This window comes from Streptomyces sp. NBC_01257 (assembly GCF_035917255.1).
Lineage (GTDB): Bacteria > Actinomycetota > Actinomycetes > Streptomycetales > Streptomycetaceae > Streptomyces.
Genome location: NZ_CP108472.1, coordinates 4,011,489 through 4,028,225, shown reverse-complemented (window position 1 = coordinate 4,028,225; position 16,737 = coordinate 4,011,489). Strand labels below are relative to the sequence as shown.

The following is a 16,737-nucleotide window of genomic DNA, read 5'->3' as shown; positions in this document are numbered from 1 at the left end:
ACGGGTCTAGTCTCGAAGGATGACTGTGTACGGAAACTTCCCCGGCTCCCGCCCCCGGCGGCTGCGGACGACTCCTGTGATGCGGCGGATGGTCGCCGAGACACGGCTCGACCCGGCGAATCTGATCCTGCCCGCGTTCGTGCGTGAGGGCATCGACGCGCCGGTCGCCATCTCGGCCATGCCCGGCGTGCAGCAGCACACTCTGGACACCCTGCGGAAGGCCGCGGTCGACGCGGTCTCGGCGGGCGTCTCAGGGATCATGCTGTTCGGTGTGCCGCTGGACGAGAAGAAGGACGCCCGCGGCACGGCGGGCACCGACCCGGAGGGCATCCTCCAGCTCGGTCTGCGGGCGGTGCGCGAGGAGGTCGGTGACGACCTCGTCGTCATGTCCGACCTCTGTCTCGACGAGACCACGGACCACGGCCACTGCGGTGTGCTGACCGCCGACGGCCGGGTCGACAACGACGCGACGCTGGAGCGGTACGCGGAGATGGCCCAGGTCCAGGCCGACGCGGGCGCCCATGTGGTCGGCCCCAGCGGCATGATGGACGGCCAGGTCGGCGTGATCCGCGACGCGCTGGACCAGACCGGGTACGAGGACGTGGCGATCCTCGCGTACACGGCGAAGTACTCCTCCGCGTTCTACGGCCCGTTCCGCGAGGCGGTCGGCTCCTCGCTCAAGGGCGACCGCAAGACGTACCAGCAGGACCCGGCCAACCTCCGTGAGTCGATGCGCGAGCTGGCGCTCGACCTGGAGGAGGGCGCGGACATGGTCATGGTCAAGCCGGCCGGTCCGTACCTCGACGTCCTGGCGAAGGTCGCCGACTCGGTGGACGTGCCGGTCGCCGCGTACCAGATCAGTGGCGAGTACGCGATGATCGAGGCCGCCGCCGAGAAGGGCTGGATCGACCGTGACGCGGCGATCCTGGAGAGCCTGACCGGGATCCGGCGGGCGGGCGCGCAGATGATCCTGACGTACTGGGCGACGGAGGTCGCGCAGAAGCTGGGCCGCCGCTAGAGGCCCGGCCCGGCCCGGCCTGTCCCGGCCGGGCTGTTGTTGCTCAGGGCCAGTCGATCATCGCGGCGAACGCCACGTAGGTGACGACGACCGTGACGGGTGCGAGCACGGCGACCGGGACGGCGGCGGGCGGCCGGCTGCTGCTGAGCACCCAGCTCGTGAACAGCAGGAGCAGGGACAGCACGAGGCCGCCGGAGAGCAGGGGCCAGGCGAGGTCGAAACTGGCGTCGAAGCGGTCGGACTGGGCGTCCGAGCAGGAGTCGCAGGCCATCGGCGAGAGCGCGCCGAAGAACCGGGCGAGGCCCGCGAGCGGCAGGGTCACCAGCGTCGAGACCAGTGCGGCGATCCAGGTGCGCGGCTGCGGGGCAGTCAGAATGTCGTCGGGCATGTGTACGAGTCAACTCGGTCTGCGCGGCCGCCACATGAGTTGTCGTACTCAGTGTCCTTGCGTCACGGCCACGGCCTCGCCCCGGGCATGGCCATGGCCTCGATGGCAGGGGGCCCATCGAGGCGTGCCGTCGTCAGTGGTCCGGTGGGCTCAGTAGGTGAGCGCGTCGTTCATGCTCATCTGCCAGTACGTGACGCTCAGGCTGCTGTCCACGAACACGCTCTTGCCCAGCGGCACGGAGACCGCGGGGCCGGTGCCGTCGGAGTTGCCGTCGCGGTTCTGGAAGCTGACGCTCAGGTCCTTGGTGGAGTAGCCGCCCGAGCCGCTGCCGTCGGCCGCCGAGGTCATGACGCCGGTGTAGACGGACTCACCCGGGTTGATCGTCGCGACGGCCTGCGGCTTGCTGTCCTCGAAGGTCTGCGGGACCGCCTGGGCCGCGCCGAACTTCAGGTACGGGTAGTAGTAGGCGTTGCAGGCCTTCGAGCCGGTGTTGGTCATCGTGAGCAGCAGGTGGTTGACCGGCCGCTCCACCGCGGTGATCGACAGCTTGGTGTTCTTGCCGGTGCAGGTCGCCGTGGCCGCCTGTCCGTCGCCCGCCGGCTCGGGCTTGGACGCCTTGTCACCGGAGCCCGAACCGGAGCTCGAACCGGAACCCGAGCCCGAGCCGGAGCCCTTGCCCGAACCGGAGCCCGAACCGGCGGAGTCCTTGCCCTGATCGGTGTCCGGGGCCGCCGTGCCCTTGTCGCCGGAGACGCCGGAGTTCTCCGCCGGGGACTGGGAGGACGAGCCGGCCGTCGCGGAGGGGCTGACGGAGGCCGCCTCGTCGTCGCCCTGGCAGGCCGTCAGCGACAGCGAGGCGATCAGGGCGACGGCGCCGAGGGCGGAGGTACGGGCGGCGCGGCGGAAGCGAGCAGTACGCATGAGAGGCCTCTTCTGTGCGGAAGGTGGTGCGGAAGCTGTTTCGGAACGTGCTGTGGAATGTGGGGCGCCGCTTTGGTGCGCCGGGTGCTGACCGGTGTACTGGACAATGACGTGTGGTCAGAGGTGCAGCAGGAGTGCGATGACGGTCGCGACAGAGGCGATCAGGACTCCCGCGGCCACTGCATCGGTCAGGCTGAGTCGGGGACGAGTGCGCACGGCGGCTCCCGGGGACGGGCAGGTGATGGATGTACGAGTCGCGCTGCTCGCCCTTTCCGGGGTGCCGCTGCGGTGTGTTCCCACATCGTGTCCGGCCCGCGAATCCGGTGGCAACGGATGCCGGCCGGTACGGGACGCCGGAACGAAAAAACGGCCTCTGACCTGCGAGGACATCACCTGCCTGGAACGTCGTTCCGGGAGGGTAGGAGAGGGGAACGGTCAGAGTGGGCACGGAGATCCAGGACTTCGCCGCATTGCTCAGGGGGCTGAAGCAGCGCTCGGGGCTGAGCTACGGAGCGCTGGCCCAGAAGCTGCACATGAGCACCTCGACGATCCACCGGTACTGCAACGGAGACGCGGTCCCGCACGACTACGCGCCCGTCGAACGCTTCGCGCGGGTGTGCCGTGCGTCGTCCGACGAACTGGTGGCGCTGCACCGGCAGTGGATCCTCGCCGACGAGGCGAAGCGGCGGGGGGCGGCGCGCAGGGACGAGCCCGCGGGGACGGTCGAGCCGGTGGCGGTGGTGGATCGGCCGGAGCCGGAGCCGGAGCCGGAGACGAAGCCCGTCCCGGTGACGGAGCCACAAGCGGAAGTTGAACCGGAACCGGAGCCGGAAGCTGCGCCGGCGCAGGGGGAGGCACCGGTTGCGGCGGCCGAGCCGGAATCCTTGGGCGAGGACGTGACACCGGATGCCCGGTGGGCGGCTGCCGCGCGGCCCCCGGGCGGCCGGCTGTCCGGCAAACGGCTGCGCGTGCTGCTCGCGGCCGTCGCGGTCGTCGCACTCACCGTTCCCGCCGCACTGGCGATCAGCAACTACACGGGCGACCGCACACACGACGAGGGCATGGACAGGACCGGCACCAACTCACCGGCCACCCCGAGCCGGAGCGGCAGCGGATCTCCGTCCCCGAGTCCTTCCAAGCCCTCCGCGTCCGCGACCAGCGGCTCCGCGACCCCGTCCGCCACGGCCACGAGGTCCACCGCCCCCAAGGGCGCAGACAGCAAGGGCGGGAAACCGGCCGCGCCCCAAGGGGTGCCGGTGACCGCCACCATCAGCTCGTACAACTGGGACTCGCCCTGCGGGCAGTACTACCTGCTCGACCGCGACCCCCGCTCCATGCCGCCGGTGCCCGCGATCCAGGACCGGCGCAGCTGGTCCGCGCAGCTGGGCGGGGTGGACGGGGGCGACATGCTCCTCGAACTCACCCTGCAGGGCGCCTCGCAGGAGGCGGTCGTGCTGAACGCCCTCCATGTCCGCGTGGTGACACAGGCCCCCGCGAACGACTGGCCCGCCTTCTCGATGGGGGAGGGCTGCGGCGGCGGCATCGTGCCGCAGACGTTCAACATCGACCTGGACGACCGGCAGCCCGTCTCCATGCCGGTCGCCGGTGAGGACGCCGGCCGGGTCGTTCCGGCGAAGAACTTCCCGTACCGGGTGAGCTCCACCGACGTGGAGGTGTTCCACCTCAACGCGCACACGGAGGCCCACGATGTGACCTGGTACCTGGAGCTGGAGTGGTCCAGCGGGGGCCGGAGCGGGACGGTGCGCATCGACGACGGCGGCAAGCCGTTCCGCACGGCGAGCATGCGGGACCGGCCCGTGTACGAATACCGGCCGGACAAGGCCGAGTGGGAGGACATCTCGGAGTCGCTGGAGGGGCAGGGCAACTGACAGCGGCCGCTGCGGTGCCGCTGTACGTGTGTACCGGCGGCACCGGACCGGCCGTGCGTCCCAGCCCGTCAGCCGCTCAGTCCCACCAGAAGGACCAGGTCTGCTGGTTGAGCAGGGCCTTCTCCGCGTACGCGTCCAGGCTGTTCAGCGTGGACTGCTGGATGTTGTCCGGGCAGAACGCGAAATGCTCGGCGGCCAGCGCCTCGGATTCGGCGATGGTGGTCGGGGGGCGGCTCACCGAGACGACCATCGTGTCGAACCCGAGCACCACGACCCGCGCCCCGAACCGGTCCTCCCACGAACGCAGCACCGCGCAGAGCCGCGCCACGTCGTTCTCATGGTTGAGCGGTCCCGACCAGCCGATCGCCGCCGGTATGTCGGCGCTGCGGCGCGCCGGCACGAGCGCCGCCCGCAGGCCGGTCATCGGGCCGCCCGGGTCCGCCAGGAAGTCCGCGAGGCCCGCCGACGAAGCGTCGGGGTCCTCGGTCGCCTCCTCGGCCGGGACGGGCGCCAGGCCCGGCCACTCGGCCGCCGAGTCGTCGAGACCGAGCTCCTCGGGGGCGTACGCCTCCCAGATCTCGCTCAGGACCCCTTCCGCGTCGTGGTCGCCGGGATACGAGGTCCTGGCCGGGCCGAGATCCCAGGCCTCGGGCCACTGGTCGCGCATCCCGCCGTCGATCAGCACGGGCAGCAGCCCGACGGGCCGCCCGGACGCGCGCAGCGCCGCCCAGGTCCCGAGGGCCGCGGGCGCGTCCGCGTACCAGAGCAGGGGCTCGTGCCACACCTCGTCGATCGTGGCGTCCACGAAGGTGCCGGGCGGCAGTTGAAGCCCTGCGTCGGCCGGGGAACGGAGCGGATTCGGAAGCGTCGCCATACCGGAAACCCTAGAGCCCGCCACTGACAATCGGCACGCTCAGACCCCGACGTGCCCGAGGTCCCCGACGTGCCCGGTGAACGCGGCCCAGGCGGCGGGCGCGAGGCTGAGCGCGGGGCCCTCGGGGTTCTTGGAGTCACGGACGTGGACGGCGGCGGGGTGGGCGGCGACCTCGACGCACTGGCCGCCTTCGTCGCCGCTGTGGCTGGACTTCTGCCAGTCGTACGCGACTTCGAGGCAGGCGCCGCCTTCGTCGCCGCTGTAGCTGGACTTGAACCACGCGCGTGCAGTGCTCATTGCTCTCCCAGCAGACTGTCCAGCAGGCCCACGGAGTCTTCGGGGCTGAGGGCCTGAGTTCGCAGCATCGCATATTTCTGCGACAGGATGCTGACCTCGTCGGGGTCGGCGACGAGCAGGCTGCCGCGCTGCGTTTCGGAGTACGCGACGCGTTGGTAGTCCGGTGTTTCCAGCAGGATGAAGGGGCCGTTGAGCCCTGCATGAGTCCGGCGGCTCAGAGGTAGCACCTGGAGACAGATCCCCGGCAGCGCGGCGCACTGCCGCAGATGGTGCAGCTGCTCGTAGTGCGCCTCGTCGTCGACGAGTTGAAGCATCACGACCGGCTCCCAGATGACGAAGCTGATCGTCGGTGGCGTGCTGCGCCGCAGAATCTCCTGGCGCTCCAGGCGGGCCGCCGTCTGGTCCGCGATCTTCTCCTCGCTGAAGACGGGGACCCGGTTCCGGAAGACCGCGCGGGCGTAGGCCTCGGTCTGGAGCAGCCCCGGCATGACCTGGTTGTCGTACCAGGACAGGGCGAGCGCCTCCCGTTCCAGGTCGAGGTACTGCTCGACCCACGCCGGGATCAGGTCCACCTCCGGCATGTTCTCCACCGCCGTCTCCAGCGCCCCCTTCGTGTCCAGGAGCCGGTCCAACTGGAGGGCCAGGTCCGGGAGGAGCGCCCGGCGGCCCTGTTCGATGGAGGCGACCGTCTCCACCTGAACCTTGACGCGGTCGGCCAGTTGGGCCTGGGTCAGACCTGAGGCGACGCGGAAGCGGCCGACCAGTTTGCCCACGAGCTTCATGGCCGACGCGTTCCTGCGCTGCCGATTCCTGGGGTGCATACGGTCCCACTCCCCACCCGCACCCGTACCTCACGCCTGGGCGACCCGTACAAGAAATCTGTACGAGTGCGCCTACCGCGTCACCGGAGTCGGGGCTCAGGCCTCCGTAGTCCCGGACGTGTCCTCCTGGAGGATCGCGTCCCGGGTCGTGCGCGCGATCCCGGCGGCGGTGTCGCGGTCCAGTCCGGCCTTGTTCAGGACGATGGTGCCGGAGCTGCCCCGGTCGAGCCAGGTGCAGGCGGTGTGCGCGCCCTTGTCCTCGGCGTCGGTGGCGTACGCGGCGCAGCGCAGCCGGCCGCCGTGTGCGCCCGGGGGAGCGTCCCAGACGTCGTTGATCGTCGATTCGGACTCGGCGAGGTCCTGTTCGTACATACGGACCGTGTCAGCCGGTACGTTGCGGTGGTCCGCGGTCAGTCCGATGACGAGGACGAGGGGCTCGGCACTGTTCTCCGCCATCTGCTGAGGAGTTCCGTAGAGGTAGATGAACGAGCCGGGTCCGAAGCCGTCCGGGACGATCGAGACCGTGTCCGAGCCGACACCGTCCACGCCCGGCTGCGCGGAAAGCAGCGGAGCGCCGAGGAGGGTGTCCGGTGCCGTGGCCGTGTAGTGCGGGTAGTCGGTGTTCTCCGGGGGTGTCCACAGCAGGGGCGACGAGGCCGAGCAGACCACGATGACCAGGACCGCCAGGTTCACGACGAGTTCGCGGGAGCTGAAGGCGGGCGGCGGTGGCAGCGGGCTGTCCGGCAGTTCCGCCCCGTCCGGGGGTGTGAACAGGCGGGCCAGGCCGCGGGCGCGGGCGTGGCGTTCCAGCCGCCGGAGCATCGCGCCCGGCACGAAGAGCAGGACGGCGATCAGTGCCACCCAGGCCGGCAGCTGGTACGCGGCCCGGCCGACCATGAGCGCCCCGGCGAGCACCGCCACGGTGAGCAGGGTGGGGAGCGGGGCGCGTACGTGGGCCAGGAGCAGTCGGCGGCCGGGGCGTTCGAGCGCCGCGAGGGTCTCGGCGAGGATCGCCAGGCGCCGGTCGTAGGGGCGCCGGACGGCCTGCTCGCCGGCCAGCCAGGCGGCGTCGGCGAGGTCGGGCGCGGCGGCCAGGGCGGCGCGGACGTCATGGCGCTGGATGTGGGCGATGACCGCGGGCGCCGGGTTGCCGGCGTCCGGGAGGACCAGGATCTCGCCGCGGGCGTGCCGGCCCACGTGCAGCGCCTGGGGTGAGTCGGGGGCCAGTTCGATGATCCGGTTCGCCAGCACGGGGCCCCGGGCGTGGCGGCCGGGGTGGTCGAGCGGGTCGGATGCGAGGCAGAGCTCGGCGTACGCGGAGAGCAGGCCCAGGTCGTCGGGGAAGGCCTCCAGGCCCTGGCGGTAGACGCGTTCGGCCTCGTCGTCGTGGTCGTCCTCGTCCTCGACGACATGGGCGCGGCCCAGCAGCAGGCAGAGCGCCGGATCGGGGCCGTACCGCTCCAGCGCGGCGGCCGCGTGCGCCCGGGCGTCGGCGGGTCTTCCGCCGTTGAGGGCGGCCTGAGCCGCCGCCGTCGCCGCTGCGGGCGACGTGTCTTCCTCGGTGTCCTGCATGAGATCCCCACCCCTGGTGACGCGGCCGACGAGAGATCGGCCGCGTCACTATCGCCTGCCGGCCGATGGCCGGTCAATGGCTGTTGGGGGAAGGTTCGCAGGTCGGGCGGGGTGCGGGGCCGGTGGCGTCAGCCGCCGACGTACCAGCTGAACCCGCCGTTGCTGGCCGCGATGATGAGCACGACGACGATCAGCAGGTCGATGACACCGAGCACCAGGCCGGCCTTGGCCATGCCGGTGCCGCCCCTCGCGGCCTGCTGGCGCAGGGCCACGACGCCGAGCACGATGGCCACCGGGCCGAGGATGATGCCGAAGAAGAGCAGACCGATGATGCCGCAGATCAGGCTGGCCACCGCGAAGCCATTGGTGCCGGACCGGGCGGCGGGGGCGGAGTACGAACTGTTGTCATGCGTCATTGCACTCTCCCGTTGAATTGTCGGTTCGGTGCTGGAATTCTCTTGTGCCCGTCATGAGTTGAGACATGCGGTCGAGTGGAATCCGCGACGCAATTCCGATGCGGTCAGCGAGCCAGCACGGCAAGAATGATCTTTCCTTCGTTGCCGAGCGGACGGACGGTGACCCGGTGGGCCAGCCGCAGGATCATCGGCCAGCCGAAGCCGCCCGTCCGGCCGGTCATGTCCGGGACGCGGGACTGCGGATGTGCGGGGCTCGGGTCGGCGACCCGGACGTGCAGTGCGCCGTTGTCCGCCTTGAAGGAGAGGGCGGTGACGGAACCGGCGTGCTGGATCGCGTTCGTGACCAGCTCCGACGAGAGAAGCAGCAGATTCTGGATCGCGCGGGCCGACGGCGCGGGGTTGAGCTGCGCGACGAAGGCGGTGGCGGCCGCGCGTGCTTCTGCCGCCCGGCGGGGTGGGGCCGAGTACTGCGCGATTTCCCTTCCGGCGACGGAATGGGGAGCGGCGGCGCATTGGTCGGTCATTTTTCTCACCCCGTGTGTCGTGAGTGGAGGCTGGTACCACCTCCGTGTACCCGGGGCATTGCGGTGTATCCGGAATTCTCTGCGCGGATGGGACGGGAGAGGAACAGGGGGAGTAACACGGGGGGTGAGGAATGCGTGCGCCGCCGGTTTCCGGGCAGGTGTGCCTGACACACGTGATCCGCTGCGAAGGGAAGTCACCATGAACGAGTCCGTCGAACTCGCGCCGGACTCGACCGCGGTCGTGATCGAGCCCGTGCCCGATCTCCAGCTCCAGCTGCTGATCCAGCTCCTCGACAGGGAGATGCGCTCCGGGCTCCCGCTCACCCTCACCGTGCCGGCCGGAGTGCTGCACGGTGACGTGATCGGCCACGAGGCGTGGAAGGCCGACTGGGCCAGGAGCCTGCGCCAGGTCGAGGGGGAGGGCGCCAACCTCATCGCGGAGTTTCCCGAGACGGTGGACCAGGGGATCAACGAGCTGCGGGCCGAGGAGGACGTGCGGCAGCTGCCGCGCTGGATCCATCTGCGGGACGCCACGCTCGTCTTCGGAGGTACGGCCCCGCTCCGGCTGCCCCTGTGGCGCGGCCGGCTGGCGGACGTCTCCGGGTGGGCTCTGGGCCGGCCCGAGTAGCCGCCGGCGCGAAGAGGGCGGGGCCCGGCACACTTCCGTGTGCCGGGCCCCGCCCTCTGTCTGCCGGTGCGCGAGGTGATCAGAGGCGCTCGGGGGTCCTGATGCCGAGCAGTGCCATCCCCTGGTGCAGGGTGCGGGCGGTGAGCTCGACGAGGAAGAGCCGGTTCTCGACGACCTCGGCCGGGTTCTCGTCGCTCAGGACCTGGCACTGGTCGTAGAACGTGGTGAGGTGCGAGGCGAGCTGGTAGAGGTACGCGGCCAGCTTGTGCGGCTCGTAGCCCGCCGCCACCTCGGACAGCACCTCGCCGAACTGGTCCAGGTGCAGACCGAGCGCCCGCTCGGCCGGGGCCAGCTCCAGCTCCGGGTGCGCGGCCGGCTTCGCGTCGCCCGCCTTGCGCAGGATCGACCGGATCCGCGCGTACGCGTACTGCAGGTACACCGACGTGTCGCCGTGCAGCGACACCATCTGGTCCAGGTCGAACTTGTAGTCGCGCACGGCGGAGGTCGACAGGTCCGCGTACTTCACGGCGCCGATGCCGACGTACCGGCCGTTCTCGACGATCTCGTCCTCGGACAGGCCGATCTTCCCGGCCTTCTCCCGGACCACGGCCGTCGCCCGCTCGACCGCCTCGTCCAGCAGGTCCTCAAGCCGGATGGTGACACCCTCACGGGTCTTGAACGGCTTGCCGTCCTTGCCGAGCACCGTGCCGAAGGCGAGCTGGTGCGCCTTGACGTCCTCGTTCAGCCAGCCGGCCCGGCGGGCCGTCTCGAAGACCATCCTGAAGTGCAGGGACTGCCGCGCGTCCACCACGTACAGCAGGGTGTCCGCCTTGAGGTTCTGCACCCGGTCGCGGATCGCGGAGAGGTCGGTCGCCGCGTAGCCGTAACCGCCGTTCGTCTTCTTGACGATCAGCGGGGTCGGGTTGCCGTCCGGGCCCTTCACGTCGTCGAAGAAGACGCACAGCGCACCCTCGGAGCGGACCGCGACGCCCGTCTCCTCCAGGATCCGGCAGGTCTCCTCCAGCATGTCGTTGTAGCCGGACTCGCCGACGATGTCGGGGTCGCTGATCTCCATGTCGAGCTTGTCGAAGACCGAGTAGAAGTAGATCTTCGACTCGTCGACGAACCGCTGCCACATGGCGAGCGTCTCCGGCTCACCGGCCTGGAGCGCGACCACCCGGTCCCGCGAGCGGGCCTTGAACTCCTCGTCGGAGTCGAACAGCACCCGCGAGGCCTTGTAGAGCCGGTTCAGCGACGACATGGCGGCCTCGCCGTCGGCCTGGTCGCCCTCGCCGCCCTGGTGGTCCAGCTCGTCCGGGTGCTCGATCAGGTACTGGATGAGCATGCCGAACTGGGTGCCCCAGTCGCCGATGTGGTGCCGCCGGACGACGGACTCACCGGTGAACTCCAGGATCCGCACCATCGCGTCACCGATCACGGCGGACCGCAGGTGACCGACGTGCATCTCCTTGGCCACGTTCGGCTGGGCGTAGTCGATGACGGTGGTGCCGGCGGCGCTGTCGTGCGGCACGCCGAGCCGGCCGCTCGCGTCCGCCGCACGGGCGGCGAGCGTCTCGACGATCGACCTGTCCGAGAGCGTGATGTTCAGGAAGCCGGGCCCGGAGACCTCGATGTCCTTGATCAGGTCCGTCGCCGGGAGGGCGCCGGTCACCTGGGCGGCCAGCTCGCGCGGGTTGCCCTTGAGCTTCTTCGCGAGCGCCAGGATGCCGTTGGCCTGGAAGTCGGCCCGGTCGCTTCGGCGCAGCAGCGGGTCCGCGGTACCGGCATCCGGCAGGGCTGCCGTCAGGGCGTCCGCCAGCTGCTGCTGGAGCGTGGAAGCGAGGGAATTGACCGAGGCCATCAGCTGGCTGCCGTTTCCGTAGGAGTACAGGGGATGACGCCAAGTATCCCACGGGGCGTAAAGCCGTTTTCGCGCTGTGGGTGGTACCTGGGAGAATGGCCTCTGCCCCAATGAGTCCTACAAGAGAGAAGGACGTGCCGACCGTGGCTCAGAGTCAGAGCACTACCGAGACCGACTGGGTCTCCCGCTTCGCGGACGAGGTCATCGCCGAATCGGAGCGTCGTGCGCCTGGCAAACCGGTCGTCGTCGCGTCCGGCCTCTCCCCGTCGGGACCGATCCACCTGGGCAACCTCCGCGAGGTCATGACCCCGCACCTGGTCGCCGACGAGGTGCGCCGGCGCGGGCACACCGTCCGGCACCTGATCTCGTGGGACGACTACGACCGCTTCCGCAAGGTGCCGAACGGGGTCGAGGGCGTGGACGCGTCCTGGGCCGAGCACATCGGCAAGCCGCTGACCTCGGTGCCCGCCCCGGCCGGATCCGCGTACCCGAACTGGGCCGAGCACTTCAAGGCCGCCATGACGGCGTCCCTGGACGAGCTCGGCGTCGAGTACGACGGAATCAGCCAGACGGAGCAGTACCTGGCGGGCACGTACCGCGAGCAGATCCTGCACGCGATGCGCCACCGCGCCGACATCGACGCCGTCCTGGACCGCTACCGGACCAAGAAGGACCCGGCGGCCGGCGGCGGCAAGAAGCCGCAGCAGAAGAAGGTCGACGAGGCGGAGCTCGAGGCCGAGGCGGGCTCCGGCGCGGCGAACGAGGACGACGGCAGCGGCGGCTCGGCCGGCTACTTCCCGTACAAGCCCTACTGCGGCAACTGCGAGAAGGACCTGACGACGGTCACGTCGTACGACGACGAGAGCACCGAGCTGAACTACACCTGCTCGGACTGCGGCTTCGCCGAGACGGTCCGGCTCAAGGAGTTCAACCGCGGCAAGCTGGTCTGGAAGGTCGACTGGCCGATGCGCTGGGCCTACGAGGGCGTGATCTTCGAACCGAGCGGGGTGGACCACTCCTCGCCCGGGTCGTCGTTCGTCGTCGGCGGTCAGATCGTCCGCGAGATCTTCGACGGAGTGCAGCCGATCGGCCCGATGTACGCCTTCGTCGGCATCTCCGGCATGGCGAAGATGTCCTCCTCCAAGGGCGGCGTGCCGACCCCGGCCGACGCGCTCAAGATCATGGAGGCGCCGCTGCTGCGCTGGCTGTACGCGCGCCGCAGGCCCAACCAGTCCTTCAAGATCGCCTTCGACCAGGAGATCCAGCGGCTCTACGACGAGTGGGACTCGCTGGAGCGCAAGGTCGCCGACGGCTCCGTGCTGCCGGCCGACGCCGCCGCGCACTCCCGGGCGACCGGGACGGCCGCCGGTGAGCTGCCGCGCACCCCGCGCCCGCTGCCGTACCGCACCCTCGCCTCGGTCGCCGACATCACCGCCGGAGCCGAGGACCAGACGCTGCGCATCCTCAGCGAGCTCGACCCGTCGAGCCCGCTGACCTCGCTGGACGAGGTCAGGCCGCGGCTCGACCGGGCCGAGAACTGGATCACCACCCAGGTCCCGGCCGAGGCCCGCACCATCGTCCGCGACGAGCCGGACAAGGAACTCCTCGGCTCGCTGGACGAGCAGGGACGCGAGTCGCTGCGGCTGCTCCTGGAGGGCCTGGACACGCACTGGTCGCTCGACGGGCTGACCACGCTCGTCTACGGCGTGCCGAAGGTGCTGGCCGGTCTGGAGGCCGACGCCAAGCCGACGCCCGAGCTGAAGACGGCCCAGCGGTCGTTCTTCGCACTGCTGTACCGGCTGCTGGTCAGCCGTGACACCGGCCCGCGACTGCCCACGCTGCTGCTCGCGGTCGGGGCCGACCGGGTGCGCAGGCTGCTCGGCGCATGAGTGTGTGAGTGAACGGGAAGGGCCGCTCCCCACGGTGGGGAGCGGCCCTTCGCCGTACGCGCCGGGTGCCGCCGGCGCGGCCTCGCCGGCTCACGCGATGTGGTCGGCCTCCAGCTCCGCGTGGTAGCGGTTCTTGAAGCCCTGGATCAACTGGCGGAGCAGGGCGGCGCTGCGCGGGTGCCGCACGTTGTGGCCGTCCGACAGGTGTATGTCGAGGACCTCGATGCTGGGGTACGTGCTGTGCTGCGTCACGAACGCGGCGAAGACCTCGTACGCGATCTCGCTGAACTCCGCGTCCTCCTGCGCCCACTCCTCGGCCCACTCGTCGGCGGCCTCGACGACGGGCTTCGGCTGCGGCTCCTGGACCGGGAACTGCTCCTGGACCGGAATCTGCGCCTGCGCCTGTGCCTCCGCCTGTGCCTGCGCCTGTGCCGCGACGGCCTCGGCCGCCTCCGCGGTCGGCTGTTCCTGCCCGTTGCGGGGGCCGGGGACGGCGCCGATCGTGCCGACGTTGCCCAGCGGCCTGGTCCGGCCGCCCGGACCCGACGGGATCATGACCGGGGTGGGTTCGAGACCCTCGACGTACGTCGGGTTGTACGAACCCTCGTACGCCCCGTCCGGGACCTGCGCCGCGAACCACGGGCTCTCGTGCGAACCGGGGCCCTCGGCGGACTGCGGGGCCTGCTGCTCCTCGGCCCACTCCCCGGGAATCGGCTCGGCGTACTGCTCCTGCCGGTGCGCGCCCACGAGCTCGGGCTGCGGGGCGGCCGGTTCCACGACGCCGGTCTGCGCGACGGCGGCCTGCGCGGGGGCCGGGGGCAGCAGAGCGGGTTCGATGCCCGCGGCGGCGAGTCCGGCGGGGCCGGTGTCGGCGAGCGGGACGCCGTACTTGGCGAGGCGGAGCGGCATCAGGGACTCGACGGGGGCCTTGCGGCGCCAGTTGCGGCCGAAGCGGGCCTGGAGGCGGGCCTGGTAGATCAGCCGGTCCTGTTCGAGCTTGATGACCTGCTCGTAGGAGCGCAGCTCCCACAGCTTCATCCGGCGCCACAGCCGGAACGTCGGCACGGGGGACAGGAGCCAGCGGGTGAGGCGGACCCCTTCCATGTGCTTGTCGGCCGTGATGTCGGCGATCCGGCCCACCGCGTGGCGGGCGGCCTCGACGGAGACGACGAACAGCACCGGGATCACGGCGTGCATGCCGACCCCGAGCGGGTCGGGCCAGGCCGCCGCGCCGTTGAACGCGATCGTCGCCGCGGTCAGCAGCCAGGCCGTCTGGCGCAGCAGCGGGAACGGGATGCGCAGCCACGTCAGCAGCAGGTCCAGCGCGAGCAGGACGCAGATGCCGGCGTCGATGCCGATCGGGAAGACGAGCGAGAAGTTGCCGAAGCCCTTCTGCTGGGCGAGCTCGCGCACGGCGGCGTACGAGCCCGCGAAACCGATCGCTGCGATGAGCACCGCACCGGCGACCACGAGCCCGATGAGTATCCGGTGCGTGCGTGTCAGCTGCATCGCGGCCACCCGCGACCCCTCCCCAATTCTTCGTCTCCGACGTCCGGTCCAGCGGGACGCCTTCGAGTTCTGGCGGGCACAGCCTGGCACATGCCGGCGCGGTGTGTTGCGCGGGGAGGGGCGAAGCCCGGTTCTCGGGTGAGAACCGGGCTTCGCAAGACCGCTTGTGTGCTGGGGTGTTGGGGCTTCGCCGCCGTCAGCCGGAGGTCTTGGCGGTCGCCTTGCGGGTGGTCTTGGCGGTGGCCTTCGAGGAGGCCTTGGCGGGTGTCTTGCCCGCGTCCTCGTCCGAGTCGTCGTCCGCGGAACCGGCGGACTGGGACGGCTTCGGCGATCCGCTCGCCGTTCCGCCCCCGTTGGCGGCGGCGACCGCGGCGACGGCCTCCTTGGCGGCCTTCTCGGCGCCCTCCAGGACGTCGGAGCCCGAGGGGGTCTTGGCGCCCGCGTAGCCCGCACCGTTGTAGTTGAGGGTGACGACGACGTTGCCCGTACGGGCGACGACCGTCGCGTACTTGAAGTCCTCACCCGTCTTGGTGAGGTCGTACGTGATCTTGGTCGCCTGGTCGCCGATGGCGCTGACGGGTGCGGTCACGAGCTTCTTCGCGCCCTCGGCGGCCTGGGCCTTGGCGACCTGCTTCGTGAAGTCCTTCCCGGCGCGGTCGGCGCCGCTGCCCAGGGCCTGGTCCGAGCCGAAGCGGGTGAAGGAGACGTCGAGCCAGCGGTACTGGGAGCCCTTGACGCCGTTGTCGTCGAGGCCGTTCCAGGAGCAGCCGCCGCGGGCGGAGGCGTCACTGGTCTTGCCCCGGGTGCCGCTCTTGGTCTTGGCCGAGGGGACCAGGGACTTGACCGTCTTCGCGGTGATCGCCTTGCACGGGTCGGGCAGCTCGGCGAACTTCGCCGGCGCGACCGCCGCCTCCGTCTTCGTCGCGTCCGGTGCGGCGGACGAGGACGAGGCGTCGTCCTTCTTGCCGTCGGAGTCCGACGAGCAGCCGGCGACGACGAGCATCACCGGGACGGCGGCGCAGGCGAGTATGCGGGTGAGTCGCGGAGCTGATCGGTGCATGGTTCCTTCACTCGGGTGGCCGTGGCGGTCGGGCTGCCGGACGGTCGGTGGGCGGACGGGTCGGTGGACGTGCGGGTGGTTCCGGAGGGCCACGGTACGACGGACGGCCACCGGATGCCGCCTCGGCCGGGAGCCCCGCGGGGCGTCCGGCGACCCGTCGGGGGCCGCCGGGAGCGGGGTTACTCGCTGAACCTGTCGACCAGGTTCTCGCCCAGTGCCTGGGCCTTCTCCTGCAGTTCCTTGCTGTCGGGGACCTCGGTGGCGAGGGCCGGCTGCGCGGTGTACTCGATGGTGACGATGACGTTCGATGTGCGGAATACCACGCTCACCGTGCGGTGCTGTGCGGTGGAACCTGCCGTGGTGAGCAGATCGTCCAGAAACGCGCTGTCCCCGAGCGTGTCCAGGACACGGGGCTGGAGGTTCTCGGCGGGCCCGCCGTCCGCGCCGTCGTCGGTGCCGCCGTCGGCCGTACCGCCGGTGTCCGCGCCGTCCGTACTGCCCTGCGGGTCCGGGGCCGGGTCCGTGCCGTCCTTCGGGTCCGCGCTCGCGTCCGCCGTGCTCTTCGAGGAGGAGTCCGCCGGAGACTCCGAGGAGCCGGCGGCGTCCCCCTTCTCCGTGTCGCCGGGTGCGACGGAGGCCGAGGGGAGGTGCGCCGCGGCCTCCTTCTTCGCGTACACCTCGCGGGCCCGGTCGTCGTCGCTCACGGACGGGTCGTACGAGACGACGCGCTCGAAGTCCACGACGATGCTGCGGGAGGCGTCGGCGCCGTCGGACTTCCAGCCGCAGCCGACCCGGCGGTCGGTGTCGAAGGTCTCGGTGGGCGTGCCCTCGAACACCTTCTCCTGCTGGGCCTCGGCCAGTTGCGCGGCGCCGGGCAGCAGGTCCTTCAGGGTGGCGAGGGGGATGGAGCGGCAGGCCTCGGGGAGGGTGCGGTATTTGCCCGGGGGTGCGGCGGAGGCGGTCAGGGTGCCGGGCTTGCTGTCGGTGGCGGATGCGTCGCCTTCGTCGCCGGCACTGCAGCCGGCCACGAGTGCCGCGATCAGCACGGCGCCGGGTACGTACGCCATTCG

At 70.9% G+C, this 16,737-nt stretch carries 16 protein-coding genes; 4 read left to right on the top strand and 12 right to left on the bottom strand.

All coding sequences use genetic code 11. The annotated features are described in order from the left end of the window. Window positions 1-19: 19 nt before the first annotated feature. On the top strand, window positions 20-1,018 hold the full coding sequence (hemB, locus tag OG408_RS17200; RefSeq protein WP_326670673.1) for a porphobilinogen synthase: 999 nt from the start codon (window positions 20-22) through the stop codon (window positions 1,016-1,018). 43 nt (window positions 1,019-1,061) lie between these two features. Here hemB and OG408_RS17195 read toward each other — a convergent pair whose 3' ends face one another. Then, entirely contained in the window at window positions 1,062-1,406 is a 345-nt protein-coding gene (locus OG408_RS17195) for a hypothetical protein (protein ID WP_266779987.1), read from the bottom strand. Window positions 1,407-1,556: 150 nt separating this feature from the next. After that, window positions 1,557-2,327, bottom strand: a complete 771-nt coding sequence (locus tag OG408_RS17190; RefSeq protein ID WP_326670671.1) for a DUF4232 domain-containing protein — start codon at window positions 2,325-2,327, stop codon at window positions 1,557-1,559. Between the two features lie 440 nt (window positions 2,328-2,767). Here OG408_RS17190 and OG408_RS17185 point away from each other — a divergent pair, with 440 nt between their 5' ends. Next, window positions 2,768-4,216: a helix-turn-helix domain-containing protein gene (locus tag OG408_RS17185; RefSeq protein WP_326670669.1), complete on the top strand. Its 1,449-nt coding sequence runs from the start codon at window positions 2,768-2,770 to the stop codon at window positions 4,214-4,216. A gap of 76 nt (window positions 4,217-4,292) precedes the next feature. Here the strand turns inward: OG408_RS17185 and OG408_RS17180 are convergent, their stop codons facing one another. From OG408_RS17180 to OG408_RS17155, 6 genes are all read right to left on the bottom strand, one after another. Then, window positions 4,293-5,090, bottom strand: coding sequence for a DUF4253 domain-containing protein (locus OG408_RS17180; RefSeq protein ID WP_326670667.1), 798 nt, complete (start codon window positions 5,088-5,090; stop codon window positions 4,293-4,295). A gap of 39 nt (window positions 5,091-5,129) precedes the next feature. Further along, entirely contained in the window at window positions 5,130-5,387 is a 258-nt protein-coding gene (locus OG408_RS17175) for a DUF397 domain-containing protein (protein ID WP_326670665.1), read from the bottom strand. Then, window positions 5,384-6,169, bottom strand: a complete 786-nt coding sequence (locus tag OG408_RS17170) for a helix-turn-helix domain-containing protein (protein ID WP_266779982.1) — start codon at window positions 6,167-6,169, stop codon at window positions 5,384-5,386. The genes OG408_RS17175 and OG408_RS17170 overlap by 4 nt, the downstream gene beginning before the upstream one ends. A 135-nt stretch (window positions 6,170-6,304) precedes the next feature. Continuing rightward, window positions 6,305-7,780, bottom strand: coding sequence for a hypothetical protein (locus tag OG408_RS17165; RefSeq protein WP_326670663.1), 1,476 nt, complete (start codon window positions 7,778-7,780; stop codon window positions 6,305-6,307). Window positions 7,781-7,908: 128 nt separating this feature from the next. Beyond that, window positions 7,909-8,196, bottom strand: a complete 288-nt coding sequence (locus tag OG408_RS17160; RefSeq protein WP_326670662.1) for a DUF4190 domain-containing protein — start codon at window positions 8,194-8,196, stop codon at window positions 7,909-7,911. Window positions 8,197-8,300: 104 nt separating this feature from the next. Then, a complete protein-coding gene (locus OG408_RS17155) occupies window positions 8,301-8,720 on the bottom strand; it encodes an ATP-binding protein (protein ID WP_266779979.1) in 420 nt (139 codons plus the stop codon). A 199-nt stretch (window positions 8,721-8,919) separates the two neighbouring features. Here OG408_RS17155 and OG408_RS17150 point away from each other — a divergent pair, with 199 nt between their 5' ends. Then, a complete protein-coding gene (locus tag OG408_RS17150; protein WP_266779978.1) occupies window positions 8,920-9,348 on the top strand; it encodes a hypothetical protein in 429 nt (142 codons plus the stop codon). A 79-nt stretch (window positions 9,349-9,427) separates the two neighbouring features. On the opposite strand, the gene argS is transcribed toward OG408_RS17150, so the two are convergent. Further along, window positions 9,428-11,209, bottom strand: coding sequence for an arginine--tRNA ligase (gene argS / locus OG408_RS17145; protein WP_285568152.1), 1,782 nt, complete (start codon window positions 11,207-11,209; stop codon window positions 9,428-9,430). 134 nt (window positions 11,210-11,343) lie between these two features. Here argS and lysS point away from each other — a divergent pair, with 134 nt between their 5' ends. Beyond that, window positions 11,344-13,098 carry a lysine--tRNA ligase gene (lysS, locus tag OG408_RS17140; RefSeq protein ID WP_285568267.1) on the top strand — a complete coding sequence of 585 codons (1,755 nt, stop codon included), beginning with the start codon at window positions 11,344-11,346 and terminating at the stop codon, window positions 13,096-13,098. A 90-nt stretch (window positions 13,099-13,188) separates the two neighbouring features. Here the strand turns inward: lysS and OG408_RS17135 are convergent, their stop codons facing one another. The 3 genes from OG408_RS17135 to OG408_RS17125 all read right to left on the bottom strand — a co-directional run bounded on the left by OG408_RS17135 (window position 13,189) and on the right by OG408_RS17125 (window position 16,734). Further along, window positions 13,189-14,607, bottom strand: coding sequence for a DUF2637 domain-containing protein (locus tag OG408_RS17135; RefSeq protein WP_326670659.1), 1,419 nt, complete (start codon window positions 14,605-14,607; stop codon window positions 13,189-13,191). A gap of 196 nt (window positions 14,608-14,803) precedes the next feature. Next, entirely contained in the window at window positions 14,804-15,667 is an 864-nt protein-coding gene (locus OG408_RS17130) for a DUF3558 family protein (RefSeq protein ID WP_326670657.1), read from the bottom strand. A 179-nt stretch (window positions 15,668-15,846) separates the two neighbouring features. Further along, the gene (locus OG408_RS17125) at window positions 15,847-16,734 is read right to left on the bottom strand and encodes a DUF3558 domain-containing protein (protein WP_326670656.1); all 888 of its coding nucleotides are present in this window, start codon (window positions 16,732-16,734) and stop codon (window positions 15,847-15,849) included. Between the last annotated feature and the right edge of the window lie 3 nt (window positions 16,735-16,737).